The organism is Paenarthrobacter aurescens (assembly GCF_025421775.1).
GTDB classification, from domain to species: Bacteria; Actinomycetota; Actinomycetes; order Actinomycetales; family Micrococcaceae; genus Arthrobacter; species Arthrobacter aurescens_B.
In genome coordinates this window covers 91,476-117,047 of the sequence record NZ_JAOEFX010000010.1, presented here as the reverse complement: position 1 = coordinate 117,047, position 25,572 = coordinate 91,476, and the positions used below count along the sequence as shown (strand labels likewise).

Sequence of the window (25,572 nt, the reverse complement as noted above, 5' to 3'; positions counted from 1 at the left end):
AACTCGACCACGGGCGAATGCAAGACAGTGTCGTCTGTGAACGCCCGGACGTGCGAAACCGCGAAACCCATGGCTGCGTCTGGAAAAACCAGTAGGGCGGCCGGAGTGCCGTAGCAGTATAGTGCGTGACACCCGGATTGAACCGCTCCGATGGGGCCCGGTCTTCGCACAAGAAACCAACACACCGCAGCAGAGATCCCTGTCCAAAGAAGGAACCACAAGGCATTGCCTAGGTTGGAACCGGCCTCAAATGCCCGGTAGGACTCGAAGATGCCGAGACCGGAAAACTGCGCCGAAGTGACGTAGACGGCGTAGGATCCGAGTGCCCACGGAAACACCGTAGTTCCCAGCAGGACCCACTTATGCACGGCATGTCTCGGCATCGCCAAGTCCTCCTTTGGCTACCAGTTACAGGTCTGGGATATGGGCCACATTCCAATCCGGCTTCGCCAATTTGGATTTGAATAACGTTCGTACTCTAAGTCGAAGGTTCCCCATTCAGCCATCCCTCCAAGCACATGGCATTCCCATTGCTGCCACATGGACGCTGTAAACATCCATGATGAATGTTTCGTTCGGAGAAGGTTCCAACCCGAGCTCAAGAATTGACCAGCATTGAAGATAGCGTCGTAGCGTCCCCAACCAGAAAGCTCAATGGAAAGCTGATTCATGCCGTAGTAGCTGTTCCAGCGCCATTCTGACCAACTGAATAGCTGCCACCATGCGTAGTAGACCTTTGGATCGGCGACCACTGGGTATGCGAGACCTGGCGTGTTATGTTCCACGACTTGGGTCACGGTATTCCCCGACACCTCATAATGGGTTCTCACTGCCGTGCCGTTCGCATCGACCGCCCAAGCTGGAAGGATCATGCCCTGATCCGACCCATCCAGGCCCTTGATTGAAATAGCACCACCGTCAGCCAGCGTGAGGGCTACGCCCTCAGGAGCATCAATTTTGTAGTCGTAGCGGGTAGGCGCTTGCCGGTCATTTATGACCGTCAATGCCCGAACGGCGCCGTCTTCAAGCGTTTGAATTCCAACGTCTGTATGTCTGTTTGGGTCCGCAAAGACGGTTGTACCATCCTCGGCCACTGCAGCATCGTCTGCCTGACCGCTCGTCGGCAGTTCCAACGAGAGTTGGAACCCGTCGGCGCCTCCGTCCAGCAATGCAGTGCCATCTCCTCCGTCCTTTGAAACTTCGACGGTCGATTCCCTGACGTTAGTTGTTACCGAATCGGACGACTCTGCGTGCGGTTGCACGGCAGCAGCCGAGTCTTGGCCCGCGGAGACCACGGCCTCCTGGATAACAGCGGCCGCTGTCTCGGCAGTTTCCTTTCCGGTCTTATCATGTTCCTTGGCTTGCGCAGCCGCTGGCCCCAGCAGAGAAATGACTATGGCCGAAGCACTAGCGAGTGCAGCGAATTGTTTCAATCGCATTCGTCCCCCATCACAATTCGGGCGGAGGGTCCGCCCGCTATGGAAGTGAACTCAGGGCACGAAACGTGACGGGAACCATATTCAGGACCACTTAGTCTGCCATAAGCAGACACAAGTTAGAGGCTCAGAATGACGAGGGATATGGGCGCCGCTTTAGGGTCATGGCACCACCGGCGTGAACTGGCAAGCAAGTAAACGTCAGAGCATGGCTGCCCGTGAGCCCACCGCAGTTACTACAAGCGCGGCACAGCCAAAGATGTGGGAAACCGGGCCGAGTATGTTTTAGCCGGCCACCCCGTAGAGGCGGTCCCCGGCGTCGCCAAGGCCGGGCACGATGTACGACTTCTCGTTGAGCTTCTCGTCAATCGAGGCAAGGACGATCTTCACGTTGGCGTCGGAGAGCTCTTCTTCCAGCTTGGACAACCCTTCCGGAGCAGCCAGCAGGCAAATGCAGGTGACGTCGGAAGCGCCTCGCTTGAAGAGGAACTTAATGGCTTCGCGCAGCGTGCCGCCGGTAGCGAGCATGGGGTCCAGGACGAAGATCTGGCGACCGGTGAGATCCTCAGGAAGGCGCTCGGCGTAGGTGATGATGTCCAGGGTTTCTTCATCGCGGGCCATGCCCAGGAAGCCGACCTCGGCGGTGGGGACCAGCTTGGTCATGCCCTCGAGCATGCCAAGGCCCGCACGCAGGATGGGGACGACCAGCGGAGTGGGCTTGGTGAAGGCCGTACCGATGGTCTTCGTGACGGGGGTCTCGATCTCGACTGGCTGCGTCTTGACCTCACGGGTGGCTTCATAGGCCAGGAGGGTGACGAGTTCTTCAGTGAGTTGCCGGAAGACCGGTGAAGGGGTGTTCTTATCCCGCAGAACGGTGAGCTTGTGAGCGACCAGCGGGTGGTCCACGACGAGTGTGCGCATCCCCCAAAACTATCATTGAGACATGAGCGCCACCGAGCCGTATCACGCAGACCACATGGCCTGGATGGGCCTTGCCCTGGACGAGGCCCGGTTGGCGCTGAAAACCGACGACGTACCCATCGGCGCCGTGGTGCTGGGGCCCGACGGCGGCGTGCTGGGTTCGGGACGCAACGAACGGGAAGCGCACGGGGACCCGACCGCCCATGCAGAGGTGGTGGCCATTCGCCAGGCGGCTGTTTCTCTGCGGGAGCGCGCTCAGGCTGCAGGTGGCTCGGGTGACGGTTGGCGGCTTGAGGACTGCACCCTGGTGGTGACCCTTGAGCCGTGTGCCATGTGTGCCGGTGCCATTGTCCTGGCGCGTATCCCCCGCGTGGTTTTTGGAGCGTGGGACGAGAAAGCGGGAGCAGTGGGATCAGTGTTCGATATCCTTCGCGAACGCAGGCTCAACCACTGGGTGGAGGTCTACGCCGGGGTCCGTGAGGAGGAATGCGCGGTCCTGCTAAGGGACTTCTTCGCCTCGCACCGGGTGCCGCCACCGGAGCACCGCCCACCCGCCTGACGTAGCCGAACATTTCGGGAGCAAGCCATGCCTGTCAGTTTCAACCACACCATCGTTTACGCCACGGACAAGCACCGTTCCGCGGAGTTCCTCGCCCGTATCTTCGGCCTTCCGAAGCCGCAACCCATGTGGTCCTTCGTCACGGTGGCGTTGGACAACGGTGTCACGTTGGACTTCCTTGAGGCGAGCGGTGCCATCGCCCCGCAGCACTACGCCTTTCTGGTGAGCGAAGAGGAATTCGACCAGATCTTCCTGCGAATCACCGCGGAGCACATTCCCTATTGGGCGGACCCTGCCCGTTCCCGAGCAAACCAGATCAACCACAACGACGGCGGCCGTGGAATCTACTTCTGCGACCTCGATGGGCATTTCCTTGAGGCGATCACGCGGCCGTACGGTTCGGGCTGACTTTGACCGTTTTGCCCGCGCGGCCGACGGTTGAGCTTAGACTGACCCATGCTCGAGAAGTCGTGGGGAGCTTTTTGTCTTGCTACTGTGGTGGTCGCAGGAACTATGACGGCATGCGGACAACAGGCATGCGATTCGATGCTTCGGCGCACTGACGTGAGTATCGATTTTTCCCGGCTTGGCGCGTCGTGGGAAACCTTGGAGTACACCGTCAACTGTCCGGGGCAGGAAGCATGTGTGTACACGCCGGACTCTGACACCGAGCGCCACGCCGCTGTGGCCGACAACCCCCTATGGATCGCCGCCGGAACAAAAACCATGGAAGTAACGGTCTACCTCACGGGCTCCACCACGCCCCTTGCGAAGACGACCGCCAAGTTGGAGTGGGATCCGCCGTTCGATCCCTCTGCCTGCTCGACCAGTGCTACAGCAAACTTTGTGGTTTAGTCCCCAGCGCGCTGAGGACAGTGGCGGCAGTGGCGTCCCAGCCTCGTAGATGCTCGCGGGCTTGGAGGGCGTTGTTGCGCCAGCGCTGTTGCAACTCCGGGTTGGTGAGCCAATTCCGAAGTGTGTGGGCTGGTTCGTCTCCGGTGGCGACGTCCAGGGCCGCACCCGCTCTTGTGTCGCCGAGGGCCTCGACTGCACCGGTCCCCTGCCGGACAATCATCGGGACGCCGTGGGCCAACGATTCCGTCACCACCATGCCAAAGCTCTCCGAGCGGGACAGGAGGATGCTGAGGTCGGCTTTGTGCCACTGGTCTTCGAACGCCTCACCCGTCAACTCGCCGGTGACACTGATGCGGTCCTGCAGCATGTAATGCTCGACGGCGGCCGTCACCTCGGCGGCGTACGCCGGGTCAGCAGCGTCCGAGCCAACCAGGGCGGCGGTCCACGGCAGATCCTTTATCTGGCTGAGGGCCTCTACCAAGAGTGTTTGGCTCTTGTTGGGCAGCAACGCGGCGACGGCCACGATGTGCTGTGGTTGCGACCCCTTGGCGAGGCTTGCCTTTTCAGCTCCGGGCGTGGCGATGACAATGTTCTGCGTCCCGTGCTTCGTCTCAAGCTCAACTGCGGAGTGGGCGCTCGGGCAGATGGTCCCGGTTGCGGCGGCCAGCGCCTTGGCCTCAAGGTCATGGTGGTCCGCCAACGCTATGTGGGACAGGATCCAGACCTTCGTTCCTTTGCCTGCGGCGCCGGCGATTTCATCCGGTGCCCCGCTCGCCACCAAGCCGTCGGCAATCACTGTTGTGCCGCCGTCGAGCGCTTCCGCGAACCGCTGCCGGTCTGCCGGGCTACCAACCGGCCAATCGCCGTCGACGATTACCGTCTCGACGTCCGCACCCAAGGCGGTCAGATGCTCGGCAAGCTTGGCGTTGTACTTGTTGCCGCCGGAGCCGTGCCGGACGTTCCCCGGGACCAGGAAGCGGATCTGCACTTACTTGACCGGAAGCTCCAGCGAGTAGCCAGCCCACGCGTCGGGGTTTTCGCGGAGGACGACGTCGATGCCGCTAAGCGCCGGTCCGTCGGCGGTGTCCTGGATCCGGGTGGCCATGGCGTCGGCGATGTGCTTGGCGAGGGCCTCCGTGGTGGAGAGCTTGCCCTTGAATGCCGGGTGCTCATCGAGGTTCTTGTAGTTCAGGTCCTCCAGGATTTCCTCAAGGATGCCGCCCGCTGCGCCAATGTCCAGAACGATTGCGTCGTCATTGAGATCCGGGCGGCGGAAACTGACTTCGGCCACAAACGTTGCACCATGGAGGCCTTGGGCCGGGCCGAACGCTTCGCGGGGAAGGCTGTGGGCGATCATGAAGTGGCGTCGGACGGTCAGGCTGAACATGTACTAATCCTCCGGGGTGGGATAGGCGACCACGTGGCAGAAACCGCCGGGCCGTTCGAACAATTTAACAAGTGTGGTGGGCAGGTTCCGGAACTGGCATTCGCTGGTCAGGAACGTGTCGAACAGCGGGTCTTTCAGTTCTCTTGCCGCCTGCTCGAGTCGTTGGGCGTTGGTGCGTCGGTGCCGTCGCGGGAGGGCCACTGCGCCCACTTGGCTGGAACGGATGTTCAGGCGGCGGGCATGGAAGTCCTCGCCGAGCGGCAGGGTAACTTCCTTGTCGGCGAACCAGGAAAGCTCGATGACGTCGGAGTCATCGCCGGCCAGTTGCAGGCTCAACGTGAGGCCTTCGTTGGAGGCGGAGCAGTGGAAGACGATGTCGTTGTCATCCTTGGCTTCCTCTGGTTCGGCGAATTCGATGTTGATGGTGTCCGCCAGCTTTCGCTTCTCCGGATCCGCGTCTACCAACTGCAGGCGACCCAGCGGATACTTCCGCAGGAGCGTCGCCAGGACGCCACCCACCAAACCACCACCGACGACGGCGACACGGTCACCCAGCGTCGGTCTGGCTTCCCAGAGGGCATTGATGGCGACCTCAACGATGCCAGTGAGCACCGCGCGGCGGGCCGGGACTTCCTCGGGAATGGCCGTGAGCTGGCTGGTGGGAATGATGTAAAGGTCCTGATGGGGATGCAGGCTGAAGACAGTCTTTCCTACCCACTCTTCCGGTCCTTGCTCGACCGTCCCCACACTCAAGTAGCCGTACTTCACCGGGCCCGGGAAGTCGCCCTCCTGGTGCGGGGCCTGCATTAGGTCAGCCACTCGCTCCGGGACGCGGCCTTCGTGTACCACGCGCTCCGTGCCCCGGCTGACGCCCGAGTACAAGGTCCTGACGAGGGCTTCGCCTTCCTGCCTTGCCGGCAGGGCTTCCTGGCGCAGCTCACCATCGCCCGTCTCAGTGACCCAGTAGGCGTGGGCTTCGTGCTCTTGCTTCCGTTCGTGTTCCTGCGAAATCGTCATGATGCTTACGAATCTATCGGTGCGGGGCTGTGGACGGAAGTTGGCGTGGGTTGAAGGGTGCGCCACCTGCTTTTTGGGGAGGGACCAGAGGGGCTCGTTTTGGGGAACGGGGCCAATCTCGGGTAGCCTATTTCAGTTGGTGACGTGTCCGAGCGGCCGAAGGTGCAACACTCGAAATGTTGTTTGGTGTAAAAGCCAACGTGGGTTCAAATCCCACCGTCACCGCCAATGAGAAAGGCCCTGCTTCCCTTTGTTTATGAGGGAGGCGGGGCCTTTTCTTATGTCTGTATCGAAGCACCGAGACTTCCAGGTCCTCATGCGGTACCCGAGTGACGACCTGCACGGTGGAGACGTCCCGATAGTCAGCGATCAGCTCACGCGCCACATCTCAGGTGGTCGGCGGAACCCCTTGCGTCCTGTTGATGCGGAGGAAAGCGATCTCCCTACCCATCATGAATCCGATGGCCGACACAGGGACGCTTACCAGAGCGAGGCCCTGCCACGGGGCGGGCGAAAAGAGGAGTAGCCCCACTTCCAGCACGATCAGTACATATATGGCCCACGATGGACCTTTGACGCCGCTCAGGACGCCCACAGCGGCACTCGCCAGCAAGCCCAGCCCCACAACCAGAAAGGACGATGCCATCTCCTGGTGGGGCCGGTATCCGATTAACACCGCAACCAAAACCGTTAGCAGGACAACTGGGATTAGCATCCTCAGCCAAAACTCACGAAGCGCGCTAGCACAATTCGGTCGCCGTTGACGATGGTTGTCCACTAGCTGCCCTCCAAAGTCGACTTCCCGCAGCCCAGTACATGGCCCCGCACACGCTCAGTCCCATCCAGCGCGTGCAGACCCTCTTTAGCCGCCCGCTGGGCATCCGCTACCAGGCCCGCAAGGAGCGCCCCGACTTCCACCAGCCCCCCTCTGATGCCCCGCCCGTCACCGGGGGTCGAAGCGCCGACCTTCCGTCTTGGACGGCATAAGCGCCAAAATCAAAACAGCCAGTCCACCGACCATCGGAACAAGCCCAACGAACGCAAGCGGACCCGCAAGATTTGCATCATGCAAACGCCGCCAAAGCAACGACAGCTGCGGCACCACAATGGCCAGCCCCAGAACAACGACGAGAATGAAACCTACCACCATGAGACTTCCAGCCGGGGCGTTCACAATACCAGGAGCGGCCTCATAGAACACTTCTTTCCCGGTGGCCGGATCGAAACCCATGGACTGCACATTAGGGTTCTGCTGAGCCCAGGCAGTACTGGCCACGAACCCGATCGTCATCACGAGGTATGGGACCACCATGACCAGGAAAACGAAAAGCTGACTCCACCAGAACTCACTCCGCGAGGCGCGACCAGCGAACTTCGCATACTTGGCAAAGAACCGCTTCACCGACTTACCAAACGATGCTCCATATAGAGGACCAGCCAGCTCACCCGAACCTTTAACCTCCGCAAGGCCTCCGCCTGCAGGATCAACAGTCTTCATATCCATCTGTCTTCATGTCCTTCCCAGAAATATCTATAGAAACCAACAAACAACTATCTTCCGAACGCAAATGTTCTGCGCCCGATAATCTCTTCCGTAGAAGATAACTTGAATGAGCAGAACGAATAACCACTGATCAGAAGTGGAAACCTCACGCATCTCCGGAACTGCCCAGGTGCACCGGTTAGGCACGCTGTGACCCGAGCTATCCCAGCATCGCGTCAGTCGCCAAGGCAAGCCTTCCGACCCTCAAAACTGATGAGCGGCGGTGTGCTACTCACCTAAAATATCCACTCTCATCCAGCACGATCACGGCTAGAAATGCCTGGAAGGAAATACACACCAGAATGGTAACTGGGCCCGAAATAAAAACCAGCGCACGCGCCTGGCCACGAGTAGGATGGGTCCCCAATAACCGTTCAGAAATCCAGAACAGGAGTATACCCAGTGCGGACAGGAGTAGAAGTAACACTGCAGGAATCGATCCGCCGTGATAGGCCACTTCGGCACTCAACGGAGCATTCATGAAAACAAATGTAGTAATACCAAGGCTCACCAAGACGCCAAATAGACACATGACGTCCAGGTAGTTACTTGTCTTTTTCTCCAATCGAATGCTTCCTTCCATTAGACCTCCCCGCCGACCCTCCTTTTTGGCAGCTCAAGCCATCTGGGGCCCTGAACACAAATACCGTCACCAACTGAGCATTAACGCTCTTCTCCGGCGGTCAGTGTCAGTCCAACCAATAGACCGAGAGGACAACCCGTCCACAGCGCACCACCCGTCAAGCCAATCACCGGGAGAACATTAGAAAGAGCAGCGAAGGCTAAGCTGCCTAAGATGATGGTGGCACCAAAGGACAGCGTGGCGGCGAAGTTGGATTTCCAATACGTTACAAATCCAATGCCAAGGGCGCTAGCAATAAGGACAATAATGTTAGCAATCCAAACGGATATTCCAAACTCTTCAGTCCTATTGACGCACAGAACCAGCATGAGAATTCCCGGTATAACGACCCCGGTCCAGTAATACCATTCCGGAGCGATTCGTTTGCTGGGGATTGCCTTTTTGTCGCTTTCATTCTTCATTTACTTCGTCCACATTTCATCGGTGTAAAAATTTGCACCGCTTCCTATCAGTGCATTAGCGGTCTCGGTCATCACGGTGCTCTTGGTAAAGTATTCAACCGGGGAAGGTGCGCTGGGTCCGATAAGATCCCCGTAGCCCTGTGGAATTTTGCCACGAATTGCGGACAAAGTGGAAGTCCCTGCGCCCGCCATGACGGACGACACCCCGGACTTAATCGGGTCGAAGGCTTCACCATTCACGCCACTCTTCACAGCTTCTCCCGCGAATCCAGCCCCGATATTGATGCCCAATGTCGAACCAAACTGGAGGCCCTTGTTAGCGGCGTGCCCAGCCGCAGGGCTCAGTGCCCCGCTGATGACACCCGTGGAGGCACCTCCAGCCGCGCTACCCAACAGTCCTTGGGCTGTCCAGGGGCCGCCCTTCTGAACGCGTTCACGGACATAATCTACGGTTCCGGCTACACCTCCTGCTGCACCACTGCCGACCATGTCTTTCAACAAATTAGCGCCGAACCTCCGTGCAATGACTGCGGCATTGCCTGTGGCACGAGTCAACGTCGAAGTCGCAACATTTGAAGCCATACTTCGCGCAGCTTGGCCCGCCACCAATCTTCCAACAACGAGTGAAGCAGACTTAGCAACGATCATTCCCGCGCCACCGCCGGCTACACCCATAACACCGCTCCCAATGGCTCGACCCCAGTCCACTTCGCCGGTGGTTGCTTTTTGGATGACGACGTCGGCGCCGAAGCTCATCAGTCCCATGCCCGCGAGTTGTCCGCCGGGGACGAACATCAACACGGCCCCGCCCACCACAGCGGCACCGCCGACGACGTATTCCCAGTTGTCGCCGAGCCAGTCCCCCGCTGCGGCGAACGCGCCGCGGGAGGACCCGTCATAGGCTTTCAGGTCGGCGTCTGTCAGGGGTTTCAGACCGGTGGGGTCAGTGGCGTTGAGGGGGTTGTTTCCGGCGTAGGAGTAGGGGTTGCCGTCCCAGCCCGCTCCCAGGACGGGGGCGAGGGGGTCGGTGGAGAGGAAGCCCCGGGTGGCCGGGTCAGAAGTGTTGAGGGGATTGTTCCCGGTGTAGGCGTAGGGGTTGCCGTCCCACCCGGTGCCGAGGACGAGGGCAGATCCCACCACCAGCAGTCAAGGAGACCCCGGACGGATCACACGGATCCGGGCTCGTTACGAAAGTACGACGGCGACAGGAACCATGCCCCTTTCACCGGCCCGCCATGACCACCACACAAGGCAGACTCAGCAACGCAGCGAATGCCAAATCCGAAAGGCGACTTCAACGGGATGCCGCCTCCACCCAAGACCGGAAAATTCACGCCACCACAGAACGGAAAGAAGTACTAACTCCCAAAGTAGCCGCCAGCAGTGAGGATGGACTGACCCATAACCCATTGGCCAGCAAGACATGCCATGATCATGGCTGTTCCTAGAATGTAGGTCCCGATGCGAGATCCCTTTCGCATCCGGTGCGCATCGGGCTTTCTACCGGACCGCCAAAAGAGGAAGAGCACAAGAAACACAATGAGCATGGCCATCTGCATTGGAATCCCATTGCCGGAGCGATCAAACCTTCCGTCGTAGGGCATTCGCGTATCCCAAGGGACGTGAGTGAAAACAAACACTGCAATACCTACACAAAGCAATGCGACAATCACGCAAAGTATGTCTATATATCTACAGGCTTTCCTTCCCAATCGCAGATCTTCATCCGTGAAATCATCCTCTGCCCCCGAATTCCCCTTTGCACCATTCTCATCATCTACCACAGTGGCGCCCCTGTTCCTTGCTTTACAACTTCATTGCCCACAAATTTCACGCTTTCAACGATAGCCCCGGCATGCGCTCCGCCGTAGGCTGCCATGCTGTGAGTCATCCAGCCTGGATTGGGACTCAGTTCCGCGGCCCCTGGGAAGCGTGTAAGCACCCCCCCTCCCAGTCCGTCATAGACCATCTCCGCGGCTCCGTAGCCCTCACCACGAATCGCATGATCAACGGAGCCGCCAGCGAGTGATCCTCCCGCGCCGACACCGTATTGAACGAATGACGAGAACCGACCTGTCAGCGGTTGGGCTAAATAGCCCGCTTGGGAGCCAATGGCTCCGCTGACGATACCGCCACCTGCAGCTCCGAGGACGCCCTCGGGTTTCCACTCGTTCGGTGATCGCTGTACAAGGTACATGCCTGTGTTGCCTAGTCCCCCCGATATCCCATTCGTCAGTGCCGCCCGGCCCATCTGCTGGGCCGACAACTGCGACAAGTAACTCCCCGCACCGGCACTGACACGGGACACTCCCGCAGTGACCGCAGTCCCAACACGCGAACCCACAGCCGACACAGCAGATCCTGCCCTGGCCGCACCCGACGCAACCACGGAGCCCGCACGGCCCATCGCAGGAAGCAACTGCGTACTCACCGCCGTACCAGCCCGACCGAGCCCTGCCGTCACAACGCTGCTGACCTTCCCAGCCAACGGCCCTGCAACCACGCCAACGGCACCCGTCAAAGCCACCTGCCCCCAATTGACCGAACCGGTGGTTGCTTTCTGGATGATCGTGTCAGCACCCGCACCGATCAAGGCCAAACCAACCGGCCCACCAACACCGGTAGCCATCAACACACCACCAGCGATCACCATCGCACCACCAGCCAAATACTCCCAGTTGTCTCCGAGCCAGTCTCCGGTGGCGGCGAGGGCGCCGCGGGAGGAGCCGTCGTAGGCTTTCAGGTCCTCGTCGGTCAGGGGCCGCAGGCCGGTGGGGTCGGTGGTGTTGAGGGGGTTGTTTCCGGCGTAGGCGTAGGGGTTCCCGTCCCAGCCCGCGCCCAGGACCGGGGCGAGGGGGTCGGTGGAGAGGAATCCCCGGGTGGCCGGGTCGTAAGCGCGTTTGCCGAGCCATTCGAGTCCGGCGATGTCGATCCCGCCACCTGCAGTCAGGCCTATCCCGGCGGGCAACACACAACCCAGACCACCAGCATTAGCAACTCCAGGGCTGCCGGGGGTGGGGTTTGGGGTGGTGGGGGTGCCGAGGACGGCCCAGGGATCGTGCTGGTCAGTCGGTCGGGCGGCACGCCACCCGGGCGCGGTCCAGGCGTCGCCGATGCCGGTGACCCCGCCGGGCAGGGACAACACCTGGGTGGTGTTGGCACCGGCGAGGGTCGGGACCGGCGCTGCGGTGTCCCACCACAACTGTGTGCCGTCCACGGTGGCGAGTTCACCGAGCGCGTCGACGTGGAGCCGATGCCTGGACACCTCTCCCCCGTCCCGGTCCCGCCCGATGACGCCGGTGAGGTAGCCGGTGGGGCCCCAGGCGTATTCGGTCCAGGACCCGCCCGGGTTGATCACCCGCACCCGCCGACCCAACCCGTCATACACGTACTCAGTCCGGGACCCGTCAGGGTCCGTGACAGTTAGGAGCTGCCCTGCGGCGTCGTACTCAAAGGTGCGGGCCCCGGTGGGGGTGGTTTCGCGGAGCAGCCGCCCACCGGCGTCGTACTCCCACCCCACCACCGAACCCGACGCCTCCGAGCCAGTCACAGTGGTGGTGGCGGCGGCGGAGACCATTTGCCCGGCAGTGTCGTACCCGTACCTGGTCACGACCCCGCCCCTGGACAAGCCGGTAATCCGCCCGCCGTCCTCACGACCGATCAACGTCACATCAGCAGCACCCGGAGGGTTGGTGCCGTTGTCGGTGGTGGTGCGGGTGTGCTCGACCAGGCTCCCTCCCCGATACACCCACTCCTGCACCAGGTCCCCTGCTGTGGCGGTGGTGATCCGCCCGGAGGCGTCTTGGGTGAATGCCGCATCCCCGAGCAACGGGTTCGACACCTTCACGACCCGGCCCGCGGCGTCGCGGGTGTAGCGGGTGGTGGTCCCGGTGGGGTCGGTGAAGCCGGTCCGGTTCCCGTCGGCGTCATACTCCCACCCCAACACCTGACTCCCGGTCCCGTTCCCGTTGGAGCGGCGGGTGAGGAGTCCGCGTCGGTCAAAGCACAGTTCGTGCTCCACCGCATACCCCGCCCCACCCGTATGGTCGGTGATGACCACCCGCCTGCCGGCCAGGTCACGTTCAATGGCGGCGATCAGGGCACCGTCCACCGAGGTGGACGCTTCCCGGCCCGCGGCGTCGTAGGCCCAGGTGGTGGTGTGTCCGTCCGGGTCCGTCTGGGAGAGTTGCCGGCCTGCCGGGTCGTAGGTCGCCGTGGTGACCCTCCCGAGCGGGTCCGTGACACTAGCGACTTGGTCCGTGGCCGTATACGTGCGGGTGGTGACCCCACCGGTGGGGTCGGTGATGCGGGTGAGCCGGCCGCGGGTGTCGTACTCGAACCGGGTCCTGCCACCCACCCCGTTGATGGTCCCGGTCAGTTCCCCTGCGAGGTTGTATTCAAAGCGGCGGGTCCCGTACCAGGAATCCTGGGCAAAACTCAGCCGCCCAACCTTGTCGTACCCGTACCGGGCCGTGCCCTCCCCCGGGGTATGCCTCGCGGTCAACCGGCCACACGCGTCGTAAGCGAACGTTTCGACCTCCCCGCCCGGCAGTCTCCTGGAGGTGAGGCGCTGGTCCGGGTCGTAGGACAGTTCCGTGACCGCCCCGACCGGGTCAATGCTCTTCCACGGGCGGCCGCAGTGGTCGTATTCGAACCGGGTCACCGCCCCCGTGGGTGAGGTGATCGAGGTGATCTTTCCCGCGGCGTCGCGGCCCAGGACCGTCAACCCGCCCTCACCATCGATCAACTCGACCGGGTTCCCCGCACCGTCATACGTGATGAGTTCCGCGGACCCGTCGACGGACTCGATTTTCGTGGGCCGGCCGTACTCATCAAAACTATACGTGGAGGACGCGAAGGCGTCCGTCAGGGACGCCGTCCCGGCCGCCCGATCGGTGACCGCTCCGGTGCGGACACCGGTCGGGTCCACCACGGCAGTCAGGGCACCGACCGTGTCGTACTCCCGCACCCAGTCATGCCCGGCCGGGTCCGTCACTGCGATGAGCCGGGAGAGGTTGTCGTGGGTGAAGCCCCACTTCGCCCCGTCGGGCAGCACCGCGGCGGTGAGGTTCCCGAGCTCGTCAACAACCCGTTCGATACTGCGGCCGAGCGGGTCGGTGGTGCGGGCCAGTTCACCGTTGGGGGCGTACTCGAACACCGTCCTTCCCCCATCCGGGGAGATGATTGCGGTGGTCCGGCCTGCGGTGTCGTGCTCAAAAGCCCACACCGCCCCATCCGGGTCCACCCGACGTGTCAGCACCCCGGCAGCGTCGTAACTGAACCGGGTCTCAGCCCCCGACGGGCTCAACGCCGTGACCGGACGGCCCGCCCGGTCCCGCACAATCCTCGCGGTGTCACCTGCGGCGTTGGACGTTCCGGTCAGGTCCCCGAACTCGTCGTACTCAAAACCGATAGTGACCCCGACCGGGTCCGTGACCTGGGTCAGGAGCCCGTCCCGCCATACCAGCTCGGTCCGGCCACCCAACGGGTCCACCACCACGGAAGGGTCCCGGGACAGCTCATCGGCGTACTCATACGTCACGGTCGCACCGGACGCGGTGACCAGGGTGGTGATGCGGTCCTGCTCGTCCCACCCATACGTCAGGTCTGCGCCTTCCGGGGTCACGGTGCGGATCTTCCGGCCGCGGGCGTCATAGCCATGCACTGTGACCGCGCCGTCACGCTCGGTCAAAGACACCAGATTCGAGTGCGCGTCATAAGCCATGGACTGGCGCCGGTCCTCCGCGTCCAACACCCCCACCAGGCGACCCTTGGAATCGGCGACCCAGGAGTTCGACCGGGACCCGCCCTCATCGGAGACCACCGTGACCCGGCCCGGTAAATACGCGAACCTCGTCCGCCGCCCATGCTGCGTGACCTGCAAAACCACCCGGCCGGCCTCGTCATACGTGTTTTCGGCCTCCACCACACCCGCAGCAGAAACCACCGAACCGATCAGACCGGCCTCGTTCCACCGATACACCCTCGTACCAGTCTCCGTGCCCACACTGGTAAGCCGGCCCTCGGCGTCGTACCCGTACTGAACCCGGCGCCCATCCGATGAACGAACCACACCAACCACACCATCGACGTAGTCGATCTCCACGAACCGGCCACGCACATGCACCAACCGGTCAACCGCCCCCAACCCACCACCATCGACCGCTTCACTGCGGTGGGCGGAGATGGTCCGGCCGGGCCCGGCCCCGGTCCCGAGCCACACCCCGGCAGTGCTGTAAGCCCACCAGCCGCCCTGGTTATCGGCCACGACCAACACCTCAGTGACGCCTTCGGGTACGGAGGTCAGCTCCGCCAGGAACGGTTCCGTGGCCGGGTGGCGGGTGAGCCAGTAGTTCTCCCCGACGGCGCGGGCCCAGCCGGCCCCTTCGCGGGGGAAGTCCAACGCCCGGCCGTCGGCCATCACCCAACGGCAGCCCTCATCGGTCAGGACCAGGTGCTGATCCAACACCGAGGCCCAGCCCGGACCAAACACCCCAACAGTGTCCAGGCCCGAGCCGAGGGAGTTATACATCCTTGTGACCGCCAGGTCCGCGGCCGCCCCGGCGAACCCGAGATCGGTTTCGGGTTCAATGAAATTCCCCGTGGCCGTGTTCACCGGATCGTTCGCGTACCCGGACGAGGGCATCGCCCCGGCCGCGGTGGGCGGGTCAATGACCAGGCCCGTCCGGTTCGCCGAAACCCCCGCCGCGGCCAGTGCCTCGTTCACCGCCGCGTCCGAGAGGGTCGAGACCGCGCCCTCGCTCCCGGCGGCAGCGAACGCGTCCGCGACCACCACCGCCCACCCCGCATCAGCCTCGTTCAACCGCAAATACTCCCGGAACGCGGTCACCACACCAGCAGCGTCGATCCGGCCCCACCCGCACCGGTCCGCGAACGAAGACAACTCCGACTCCAAGGACCCCGGCACCGACGCAACACCCTCATCCAGGCCACGCGAACCCGCCGCGAAACTCCGCAACGACTCCGGACGGGCCGAGGAGACCCCGCCCCCAAACCCGCCACCTGGGCCCGGGCTCTCCCGCGACCCCGAACTCGGGGCTTCGGAAGGGAACGACGGCGCACTGCCCGGCTCCATATTCGGCCGGGCCTCCTCACCCCAAAGGTTGTCACCAAACTGCTCGAGCCAGTTGCGGTTGTTATGCCGCCGCACCCACTCGTTGTTCCGCCGGCGCCGGTCATCCTCGTCCCGCGCCTCGGAAATCATGGTCCCTATATACCCGGCCACCGTGCGCAGCGCCGATGCCAAACCCGCCGCGTCCTGAGCCGCCGTGGCCGCGTTCGCCGCGAACACCTCCGAGAAATGCCCCCGGAAATCCTCCCCCGCCCCGGACACCAACGGGGCCCGCGACCCCGAATGCTCCTGGACCCGCGACGCTGCGGACTCAAAAGCACCCTTCACCGACTCGGCAACCCCATACACAAACCGACCACCATGACCAACACCGGAATCCGGCAACAACGGCATCTCAACGAACTCGGTCACAACCACAGCCCCCCACAGCACAAGAACGCGAACAAAACCAACAACCCACACAAACCCGGCACCACAAGACCACCAGCACCACAACCACAAGAGCCGGTGCAACAACAACACAGCGCAACGGCCGGGCAACCACACCACGCATCAACGCGGCACGATCACCCGGCCCCCACACTCACACCAAAAAAGAATCAGGCCCCGCCACCAGCAGAGAAAATATCCTGCGAAATCTTCTGCAACTGACCCCGCAACTGCTCCAGCTCTTCCTTGGCCTTATCCAAAGCGGCCTTCGTCTCCGGCCACGTCGAACCACGGAACTCAGCAGCCAACGGACCATCCCACACATTCGGATCCGACAACACACGACCCTGCGCATCCAACGCCGAAATCTGATCAGTAAAACCACCAGTAATAATCGACTGCACCTGACCAATAGCAGCCTTGGCCTGCTCAGTAGACAACACACGCGACATAGAACTTTCCTCCCAATAAGAACAATCGCAACACCCAAGCCAACAAACCCAGGCGACCAGACGATGCCTAAACTACCAACACCACCCAATAAATCCAACAAACAGATAAACAAATACCATTAGACAGGACACGACTGTGACCTGCGGTGATACCCCCGCAACAGGATTACTCCATTCGGGAGCGCAACCCCTTATGATACTCAAGGCACCGCGAACGGAAAGAGGGGGACGATCCATGCCCAGGCAGGCTAGTTTTAACCAGTACAACCCGGGGCGTCGCATCCCCCCGGGCCGTGCTCTGGGCATCGCCCTGATTGCACTGGGATTGATCGCAACCACATCTTGCACCCAGACTCCCAAGCCGGAGCCGGTGTCCGACCCCGTAAAGCTCCTGCAGAGCGTCCGTGTGGGCTTGTCCCCGGCCGCCGGGGTACACACGATCGAAGGCACCACCATCTCGGTGTCCGCCGCCGGCGATTCCTCGGCCGAGAACATCACCTACGACGCCGCCCAAGTAGTGGGCGAACTGCCGGTTCGTGTGAGCCTTCAATACCGCGCCGGGGAAAAGTCCGGCTCCGACCTCGCCGATCTAAAAGGCCACACCGGTCCGGTGGAGATCAACCTGACGCTTGAGAACCTCACCGTCAAACCCCAGAACATCCAGTACGACGCCGCCGGCCAGGCCCGCTCCGACACCGCTTTGGTAGGCGCCCCGCTGACAATCGCCGCGTCGACCAAACTACCCGGCATCCGGGCGGACGACGTAACACCTGGCTCAGCCGACGGCGTCACAGGTACCAACGGGGTCCTGAGCAGTACCGAAGACGGCGCCACAGTTGTCCAATGGGCCACGGTCCTGGCTCCCCCGCGTTCCGGTGCGAGCACGACGCTGCGTCTCGCCGCAGACGTGAAGGACTTCCAGGTTCCCGAATTCGACGTCGCTGTTCAGCCTGGCCTTAACACGGACCTCAGTGCCAACGGAGTGCTCTCCAGCGCCTTCTCGTCCGGGACAGGCTCGGAAATGGAGCTGCAGCGCCGGACGATCTCGCTGGTATCGGACGTCAACACGGTCCTGGCCAAGGCCGGGTCAACCATCACCGAGGTTCGCCGGAACCTGCAGGCAACGTCGCAGACCCTCGGCGCCAAGACAGCCGGTGAACTGCGCGATAACTCCCAGGCACTGGCTGCGACGATGTCGGACCTGAAGCAGCAACTGAAGGTTCTCGGCACTGATTTGGAGTCTTCAACCACCGCCACCCAATCCACCACCATGTCCCAGTTGAAGCTGACGGTCTCCGCCGTGGACTCGATGCTGGGCGACACTTCCGCCACACCCCCGGTCGCTCCAATCACCGGTGACGGTTGCACCGCTGAGGTTGCCAAGGCGGCGCCGGCGGCCACCGTGTACTCCAGCGTCCTCACGATGTCCTCACAGCTGGATGCCTACGCGAAAGTCAGCGCAAGTTGCCGGGACACCGTTGCCGGCGCCCTCAAAGCCACCATGGGACCGGAAAACCCCACGCCAGCGGAATGCGCTGAGCAGGGTTCCATGACCTGCTCCCTTTATGGTTCGGCTGTGACAGTTACCGGAGCGCTTCTGGGCCTGGTACAAAAGGGCGACGAGCTCGTCTCAGGTCTCCAGCCGCAGGTCATCGAAGGCGCGATCAAAGACCAGGCGACTTCCGCCGTCGCACTTGAAAAAGTGCGCACCGACCTCGGTGCGATGCTTGACGGCTCTGGAACGTCCGAGGATTACAGCAAGGCACTGGCTGCACTGGACACGGCCATCAAGTCCGCCGCCGACTCTGCAGCCGCGACGCGGAAAGCAGCCACCGCAGCTCAGACCAGCGTTGACGCCCTCCGGCAGAAACTGCTCGCAATCGCCACCAATGCCAAGGCAGCCAAGGGCGAACTCGGTCAGGGAACCTGGCTGAACGGCTCCATGCTGCAGCAGAACCAGAAGGTGGCGGACGAGCTGTGCAAGCTCTCCGATGACAGCCTCATCCCCGGCAAGGGCAAGCTGTCCGCGAAGGACGTTGAGCGGCTGCGTTCCTATTTGACGTCAGTGCCGTGCGAACCGACTGATGAGGACGGAAATCCCTCACCTGCGCTGAATCCGCCGCCTGGCTTCAAGGAGCCTTTGGACGTGCGGCTCGAAGGTCAGTCAGCTGCCTGGGACGAGGTTCTTGCAGCCACGAACACGACTGCCGCCGACCAGGCAATTGGCCAGGCGTTCACCGCTTTGGAAACGACGTTCGACGACGCCGACACCAAGCTCGAAGCGATCAAGACGGCCGTCAAGACGCTCGACGGCGCCGCTACAGGAAACGTCAATGGCACCAAGCGGGGACTTGAGGCGCTGGATGCTGCACTCGCCGATGCGATTGACTCCTCCGGTACAGTGACGACCGCACTCGCGAAGTTGAAAGAGCAGCAGGCCGGACTTGGCGAAAAGATCAAGGAATCACTCCGCGACGTTTCCGCCGAAACTGCTGCCGAGGTCTACAAAACCGTGGGCGAACAAGTGCGTCAGGTTGCCGACATTGGCGATGCCAGCTCTGAAGCCGTGACAACAGCCTTCAACCGGTCCATTTCAGGGCTCAAGTCCACCTCGGACGACGTTGTGAAGGACGCCGAGGGTACGGTCAACAAACAGCGCGACGAACTCCTGGGTCAGAGCGGTGACCTCACAGCTGCCCTGTCCAAGAGCACACAGTCCTCGCTGGAGAACATTGCGTCCAGCACATCCGGCTCCACCCGCGACGTCGAAGGCGCCAGCGCCCTTCTCGCCTCAAGCCTTAACAAAGTGATGCTGGACCTTGGTGACCGCGCGGTCAACGGCTCGGGCCTGCTTGGCTCCATGGCCACCAGCGCGGCGAAAGCGGACACAGCGGACTTCCAACTGGCGTTGGCCACGCAGAACGCTGAAGGCTACGCCAACATCCGATCCCGCGATGTTGCAGGACTTCTCCTGCGCCAGGCCCAGTTCAAGGCCTCGCTCACCGCGGTGGATGAATTGCCGCCGTTCAAACTCGAGGTACCTGCAGGTGCGACGTCGCAGACGCTGTACACACTGAAGATCGGCGGCAACGCGTGAACCCCCGCAACCGGCTCTTCGCCCTGATCGCCGCGGGAGCCGCCGTCGTGATTGCTGCTGCTGTGGTCCTGACCATGACCCTGAACCGCCCCACGGAAGCTCCCCGGCCCGATCCTGTGGCGGCAACAGTTCCTGTTGCCCTGAAAGCTGACGGCCTGCCGGCAGACTTTTCGATCGGCGTCGTCATGACGTTCGGCCAGTCCGGGGAGCCAGGTACCGAATACAACCGCGCAGCACAGGGTGCCGTGGTGGCGGCACAGCGTTTCGCCCAAAGCGGGGCGACAGTCGCCCTCCCAACCCAGAATGACCAAGGCACCGAAGACGGGGCCCGTGCTGCCGTCGGCACTCTTTCCGAGCAAGGTGTGTCCGGCATCGTTGTGGCAAGCACCGGACCTCAGGCCCTTGCTGCCACGAAGGCCGCTGAGGAGCGGGGTCTCCCCGTCATCCTGCCCTACTCGGAAGCTTCGGAACCAGCTCAAACCACGTGGACCACTGGACCTACGGCAACCTCTGTCCAGGCCGCCCTGGGCACCGCTCTTGCCGGCAAGAGCCGTGTGCTGCTGGTCAACGACGGCGGCCGGGTCCCGGCATCCGTCACTCCCGCTGACACACTGACGCTGGATGGCTTCTCCGAGGTAGCCGACCTTGCCCAGGAAGCCGCCATCCGTACTGGCGACCAGCTCCGTCCTCCGGCCAAGGACGCGCCGGCGGATGCTGAAGGCATACGGATAGCCAACCCGGCTGACGCTGTTGTGGTGTCGGCGGCAACGCCGCAGCGCCTGGCGCGGCTGGTCCAAGCCCTCCAGTCACGCGATGTGTCAGTTCCACTGGTACTTCCCGACGGCGCCACTACGCCCGCGTTCGCGTCATCGCTTTCGGAGTTGGACGGCACTGCTTCAGGACAGTTGGTCAGCATTGCGCCGGCAACGGGCGATGCTGTCGCGCTCCAGCAGGACGCCCAAGGTCGGGGAATGTCCGCATTCCTCTCCGGCATTAGATTGGCCGGCGGAAACCCGGAGATCAAGAACCTGACGGACGATACCCCATTCTCGGCGGACGCCTGGGCCGCGGACGCACGCAGCCATGACGCCGTCGTGGCCTTGGTCCGGGCAGCTGCCCTCGCCGGGAGCAACGATCCAGCGAAGGTCGGAGCATCGCTTCGCACCATGTCCTTCGGAGCCGGGGAGGGCCTCGCGGGACCATCGCTGGACTTCTCGCAATCCCAGGCACTGACCGCTGATGCGATCCCCGTCTTCGCGTCACCTCAGGATCTCGGTCTTCGTCCGGCAGACGAGAACGCCCCACGGCTTGTCTGGGTACCGGCGCCAGCCAGCCCCTAATCAATCTTTCTGTCCCCACGCCTGAGGGGAACAGTTCCACCACAGGAGGAGCGCCCGATGCGTGTGCTGATCGACCTGGACGATCGTCGTTTCGAGTGCGAGGTTGCCCATGCTGCGCCCGCCACGACGTTGTCCGACTTAGTGGAAGCCGCCGGCGGACCCCGTGTTGCCCCTGAAGAACCTGTGTTCGTCAACGAAACAGAGATTCGTGGCGCCACGCCGCTGTCCGAGCTGATTCTGCTGGAGGGCAGCCGCATTTCACGCGCGCCGTGGCCCGCCCCGCACCGCGTCCGTGGTTGGAGCCTCACGCTGGCCGGCGGTCAGCGAACGGGTGGCGTGGTTGACGTTCCTCAAGGCCGCGACATGCTCATCGGCAGGTCACCCCACGCCGATCTCAGCCTCCCGACCGAAAGCGCGTCCTGGGATCATTTCCGCCTTCGCCGCGAAGAGGAGGGTCTCCGCGTGGTGGATGGCGGTTCCACCAACGGCACCTTGGTCAACGGGGAACCTGTGGGCGAGGACGGGGTTTTGGTCACTCAAACGGCCACCATTACGGCAGGTGGCACGGTCCTTCTCCTCCGCCCCGCCTTGGACGAGACCCCCGCTCCCGCGCCAGGCAGCCTGCACAACCTGACCCCGGCAGCCACTGCTCCCTTTAACAGGCCGCCGCGTCCCGGCCGTGCACCGGCCGGAGATCCTCTGGTCCCGCCGAGCCGCAAGGACGTCCCGCCAGCCAACAAATTCAGTTACATCACAGTGCTGGCGCCGCTGGTCATGGCCGTTGCGATGGTGATGATCCTGAGGGACATGCGCTTCGCGATGTTCGCCATGCTCAGTCCGGTGATGGCGGTGGGCATGTGGTTCGAGCAAAAGCGCCGCCATGCCCGCGGCCTTAAGGAAGAGGCAGAGCGCTTCGATGGAGCGCTCAAGGAGTTTGAGCAACAGATCCGTACAGCCGCTGAGGTGGAGACCGCCCGCCGGCACAAGATGGTCCCCGATCCCGCTACGGTTGTCCGCCGTCCGGCACTTCCGGCGACATCACTGTGGCAGCGCCGTGCGGACTCGGACGATTTCCTGGCCCTGCACGCGGGCACGGGTGACGTGCCATGGAAACCTGAAGTTGACCGTGCTGCGGGCTCGCGCCCGGACGAGAAAGTCAAGGAAACCCTCACGGCAGCCCGTCTCCTGGCAGCTCCCGTACTGGTGGACCTGACCGACGCCGGGGTGGTAGGCATTGTGGGCTCACGGGAGGGGGCCTTGGCGCTGGCCCGGTCCCTGGTAGCCCAGGCTGCGGTGCATGTTGGTCCAGCAGATCTGACGATCGGCGTTTTCTGCGACGCCGGCCGGGCCGATGAATGGGAATGGGCCTCCTGGCTCCCCCACACACGCCAAACCGGCAGCAGCACGGGCGACCGCTGGATGTCCGCGCATCGTGAGACCAGCCTGGCCATGCTGCGCATGCTGAAGGACTCCGTGGAGGAATTGCCCACTCCAGCGCTCATGGTGGTCCTCGATTCCGACGTACTGACAGAGGGCAGGGACGCCCCTGCACGCGCCTTGCTGGGCATGGGGCGTTCCGTTCCCGGTGGCCACGTCAACCCGCAGCAGCGCCCACCACGCGTGGCGGGCATCGTCATAGCGACGTCAGAGGAACAACTGCCTGCGTCCTGCACCACCATCATCAGGGTTGGGACGGATGCTGCAGCCACCGTTGACCAGCCTGAGGACCTGACCCGTGTGGAGGACGTCATCCTGGCAGGCCTCGACCACGAAGAATCCCTGCGCTGCGCCACACGGTTGGCACACTTCGACGATCCTGAGCTCAGCGTTCCCGGGGCCTCCTTGCCCGCTTTGGTGCGGATGCCCGGCCTGCTTGGCTACGAGCGCCCCGACGCGGCCACGATCCGCCGGATGTGGCAGGCCCCCACCGGCGTTTCCACACCTATAGGTACCGGCGAAAACGGGCCACTCACCCTGGACCTGGTCAAGGACGGTCCGCACGGGCTGGTGGGCGGCACCACCGGCTCCGGAAAGTCTGAATTCCTGCGCTCCCTCGTAGCCGGCCTCGCTGCCCGCAACGATCCGACCCGTTTGAACTTCATTCTGGTGGACTTCAAGGGGGGTGCTGCCTTCAAGGCCTGTGAACGCCTGCCGCACACCATCGGAACCATCTCCAACCTGGACGAACAGTTGGCAGACCGCGCCCTGATCGCTTTGGAAGCAGAGATGGAGCGACGCCAGCGGGTTTTCGCCGAGGCAGGCGAGGGCATCGACAACCTCAACGCCTATTTGGCAACGAACCCGGCCGAGCCGATGCCACGCTTGCTCCTGGTGGTGGATGAGTTCGCCATGCTGGCCAAGGATTTCCCGGACGTACTCACGGCCCTAGTCAGCATTGGCGCCGTGGGCCGCACCTTGGGAGTGCACATGATCCTGGCGACGCAGCGCCCGGCCGGTGTGGTGAGCGACGACATCCTCGCGAACACCAACCTGCGGGTGGCGCTGCGCGTCCAGAGCCGCGACGACTCCAACAACGTTATTGGCGTCCCAGCTGCCTCGGCCATCGGCAGGGCCCAGATGGGCCGCGCCTTTGTGAAGCTCGGCCAGGACGACATCACGCCCGTCCAGACGGCGCTGGTCACCGGACAGGCACAGCTCGACGGCGGTCCCGCCGTCGATGTTCGCGACATCCGGCAGTTCGGTGTCCCCGCCCCCGCTCCTGTCCTTCCACGGTCCGCGGCAGTGGACGAGAATGATCTGGATCTCCTCATCGACGCCGTTGTCGATGCCAATACAGAGGCTGGCTTCGCCCCTCCGCGGCAGGTTTGGCCAGAAGCGCTGGGCGAACGCGTGGAGCTGGACGGGTTCGTGGCGGAAGCCTCTCCGGTGCACGCTTCCACCCCAGGGCTACCGACAGTGGGCCGCGTCCATGGGTCCACCGTTATGGTGACCCTGCTGGACGAGCCCGAACTGCAGCGTCAGTCCGCAACCGGATGGGACATGTCCGTGGGCAACCTGATGCTGATGGGTGTGGCAGGCTCCGGCACAAGCACCACTCTGGCGTCCATCGCGTTGACGCTCGCCAGGGAGGCAGATCCAACCGAGCTGGATCTGATGGTTCTGGACATGGGCTCCGGGGACCTTGAGATGCTGAAACGCCTGCCGCACACCGTGGCATACGTAGGAACGGGTGCCGGCGCCAAGGAGCAGCAAGCCCGTTTCCTACGCCATCTGAGCACTGAGCTGGAGAGCCGCCGCGCGGCACCGGGTACGCATCGCCGCATGGTGGTGCTGCTTGACGGCCTGGCATCCCTCCGTGACGAATTCCAGGACTTTGAAGGACAGCAACTTCTGGGCCTGCTGTACCGCGCATACGCCGACGGCCCGGCGCTTGGCCTGTCCTTTGCCGTGACCACCACCCGCGCCAAAGCGGTTCCGTCTGTGATGAATGAAGTAACGCTCCAGAAGTGGCTTTTCCGGCTCGCCGATAACTACGACTACTCCTCGCTGGGCGTGCGGGCCAAGAATGTCCCCGCGGCACTCCCCGGGCGCTGCGTGGACCCTCGGACCTCCCTGCAAATGCACGTTGCCACACCCGGAATCGGGTTGGAGGCCGCTGTGGATCGCGTCCGGCAGAGCTGGGCAGATGCACCGGCGAAGACTACGGCGATCCGGAGCCTGCCCACCAACGTCACCATGGCGGATCTGGGCGTGAAGCCGCAACTGGAGACCGAGCCATGGCATATCCCCGTGGGAATCCGCGAAACGGACCTCGCACCGGCCTTCCTGGAAATTTATGAGGGCGAGCACGCCCTGATTGCCGGGCCGGCCCGTTCCGGTAAGTCCACCGTGCTGTTGGCCCTGGCCGAGGCTGTCCGGGGCGTAGCCACTTCCCGCGGTCCGGCCCAGGTCTGGGGCATCTGCGACCGCCGCTCACCGTTGGCCACCGCTGATCTGGACCGGATAGCGGTAGGCGCGGACGAGGTGCCTGCATTGTTGGCCTCACTGCGGATCGAGCGCGGCCCGGTGTTCCTGTTGATCGACGACGCCGAACGCTTCGAGGACACCGATCAGTCCATTGCGGGGATCGTAGCCTCCGGGCCGCCGGGGCTCTGCATTATTGCCTCAGGTCGGGCCGCTGACATCCGTGGGCTGTACAGTCACTGGACCAAGTCCATCCGAAAATCCCGTCTGGGCCTGGTGCTCCAGCCCGACGTCAACTACGACGGCGAACTGCTGGGTACCACACTTCCGCGGAAGGCCCCCGTGGCGCTGACCGCCGGACGCGGGTACATAGGGGTGGGCGGGCAAGTGTCGCTCATCCAGTCGGTAAGCCCCGGGAGCTAAACCAACAGCAGACACTTTGCAGGGGTCCGCGGGACGGCCCGGACATCAGATC

Annotated in this window: 18 protein-coding genes and 1 tRNA gene; 7 read left to right on the top strand and 12 right to left on the bottom strand. The window is 63.0% G+C overall.

What is annotated here, in order from left to right:
• Positions 1-401: 401 nt before the first annotated feature.
• Together N7568_RS19555 and upp are read right to left on the bottom strand one after the other, a co-directional pair.
• A complete protein-coding gene (locus N7568_RS19555; protein ID WP_261611441.1) occupies positions 402-1,439 on the bottom strand; it encodes a hypothetical protein in 1,038 nt (345 codons plus the stop codon).
• Between the two features lie 282 nt (positions 1,440-1,721).
• Positions 1,722-2,357 (bottom strand): uracil phosphoribosyltransferase, encoded by a 636-nt coding sequence (gene upp / locus N7568_RS19550; RefSeq protein ID WP_159704801.1) that lies wholly within the window; start codon positions 2,355-2,357, stop codon positions 1,722-1,724.
• A gap of 22 nt (positions 2,358-2,379) precedes the next feature.
• Here upp and N7568_RS19545 point away from each other — a divergent pair, with 22 nt between their 5' ends.
• The 3 genes from N7568_RS19545 (at position 2,380) to N7568_RS19535 (ending at position 3,771) form a co-directional block, all read left to right on the top strand.
• Positions 2,380-2,916 (top strand): nucleoside deaminase, encoded by a 537-nt coding sequence (locus N7568_RS19545; RefSeq protein WP_261611440.1) that lies wholly within the window; start codon positions 2,380-2,382, stop codon positions 2,914-2,916.
• Between the two features lie 27 nt (positions 2,917-2,943).
• Positions 2,944-3,324, top strand: coding sequence for a VOC family protein (locus N7568_RS19540; RefSeq protein WP_261611439.1), 381 nt, complete (start codon positions 2,944-2,946; stop codon positions 3,322-3,324).
• Between the two features lie 156 nt (positions 3,325-3,480).
• Entirely contained in the window at positions 3,481-3,771 is a 291-nt protein-coding gene (locus N7568_RS19535; RefSeq protein ID WP_261611438.1) for a hypothetical protein, read from the top strand.
• Here the strand turns inward: N7568_RS19535 and N7568_RS19530 are convergent.
• The 3 genes from N7568_RS19530 to N7568_RS19520 are packed head-to-tail and all read right to left on the bottom strand — an operon-like array spanning position 3,749 to position 6,175.
• A complete protein-coding gene (locus N7568_RS19530; protein WP_261611437.1) occupies positions 3,749-4,759 on the bottom strand; it encodes a glycosyltransferase family 4 protein in 1,011 nt (336 codons plus the stop codon). The genes N7568_RS19535 and N7568_RS19530 overlap by 23 nt on opposite strands.
• A complete protein-coding gene (locus N7568_RS19525; protein WP_026547653.1) occupies positions 4,760-5,158 on the bottom strand; it encodes a 6-pyruvoyl trahydropterin synthase family protein in 399 nt (132 codons plus the stop codon).
• 3 nt (positions 5,159-5,161) lie between these two features.
• Positions 5,162-6,175, bottom strand: a complete 1,014-nt coding sequence (locus N7568_RS19520; RefSeq protein ID WP_261611436.1) for a zinc-dependent alcohol dehydrogenase — start codon at positions 6,173-6,175, stop codon at positions 5,162-5,164.
• A 138-nt stretch (positions 6,176-6,313) separates the two neighbouring features.
• Between N7568_RS19520 and N7568_RS19515 the strand changes: the two genes are divergently transcribed.
• Positions 6,314-6,403: transfer RNA gene (locus N7568_RS19515), tRNA-Ser, on the top strand.
• A 160-nt stretch (positions 6,404-6,563) separates the two neighbouring features.
• Here N7568_RS19515 and N7568_RS19510 read toward each other — a convergent pair.
• The 7 genes from N7568_RS19510 to N7568_RS19480 all read right to left on the bottom strand — a co-directional run bounded on the left by N7568_RS19510 (position 6,564) and on the right by N7568_RS19480 (position 16,736).
• The gene (locus N7568_RS19510; protein WP_261611435.1) at positions 6,564-6,821 is read right to left on the bottom strand and encodes a hypothetical protein; all 258 of its coding nucleotides are present in this window, start codon (positions 6,819-6,821) and stop codon (positions 6,564-6,566) included.
• A 297-nt stretch (positions 6,822-7,118) separates the two neighbouring features.
• Entirely contained in the window at positions 7,119-7,673 is a 555-nt protein-coding gene (locus tag N7568_RS19505; RefSeq protein ID WP_261611434.1) for a DUF805 domain-containing protein, read from the bottom strand.
• A 277-nt stretch (positions 7,674-7,950) separates the two neighbouring features.
• Positions 7,951-8,301: a hypothetical protein gene (locus N7568_RS19500; protein ID WP_261611433.1), complete on the bottom strand. Its 351-nt coding sequence runs from the start codon at positions 8,299-8,301 to the stop codon at positions 7,951-7,953.
• Between the two features lie 80 nt (positions 8,302-8,381).
• Positions 8,382-8,762: a hypothetical protein gene (locus tag N7568_RS19495; RefSeq protein WP_261611432.1), complete on the bottom strand. Its 381-nt coding sequence runs from the start codon at positions 8,760-8,762 to the stop codon at positions 8,382-8,384.
• Positions 8,763-9,899: a hypothetical protein gene (locus tag N7568_RS19490; protein ID WP_261611431.1), complete on the bottom strand. Its 1,137-nt coding sequence runs from the start codon at positions 9,897-9,899 to the stop codon at positions 8,763-8,765. It abuts the gene before it with no gap.
• A 640-nt stretch (positions 9,900-10,539) separates the two neighbouring features.
• Positions 10,540-16,266, bottom strand: a complete 5,727-nt coding sequence (locus N7568_RS19485; protein ID WP_261611430.1) for a DUF6531 domain-containing protein — start codon at positions 16,264-16,266, stop codon at positions 10,540-10,542.
• A 188-nt stretch (positions 16,267-16,454) separates the two neighbouring features.
• Positions 16,455-16,736: a hypothetical protein gene (locus tag N7568_RS19480; RefSeq protein ID WP_026547649.1), complete on the bottom strand. Its 282-nt coding sequence runs from the start codon at positions 16,734-16,736 to the stop codon at positions 16,455-16,457.
• Positions 16,737-16,971: 235 nt separating this feature from the next.
• On the opposite strand from N7568_RS19480, the gene N7568_RS19475 reads away from it, so the two are divergent.
• From N7568_RS19475 to N7568_RS19465, 3 genes are read left to right on the top strand one after another with little or no spacing between them, the layout of a single operon-like run.
• On the top strand, positions 16,972-19,833 hold the full coding sequence (locus tag N7568_RS19475) for a hypothetical protein (RefSeq protein ID WP_261611429.1): 2,862 nt from the start codon (positions 16,972-16,974) through the stop codon (positions 19,831-19,833).
• Positions 19,830-21,173: a hypothetical protein gene (locus N7568_RS19470; RefSeq protein ID WP_261611428.1), complete on the top strand. Its 1,344-nt coding sequence runs from the start codon at positions 19,830-19,832 to the stop codon at positions 21,171-21,173. The genes N7568_RS19475 and N7568_RS19470 overlap by 4 nt, the downstream gene beginning before the upstream one ends.
• Before the next feature lie 57 nt (positions 21,174-21,230).
• Positions 21,231-25,520, top strand: coding sequence for an FtsK/SpoIIIE domain-containing protein (locus tag N7568_RS19465; protein WP_261611427.1), 4,290 nt, complete (start codon positions 21,231-21,233; stop codon positions 25,518-25,520).
• Positions 25,521-25,572: the final 52 nt, after the last annotated feature.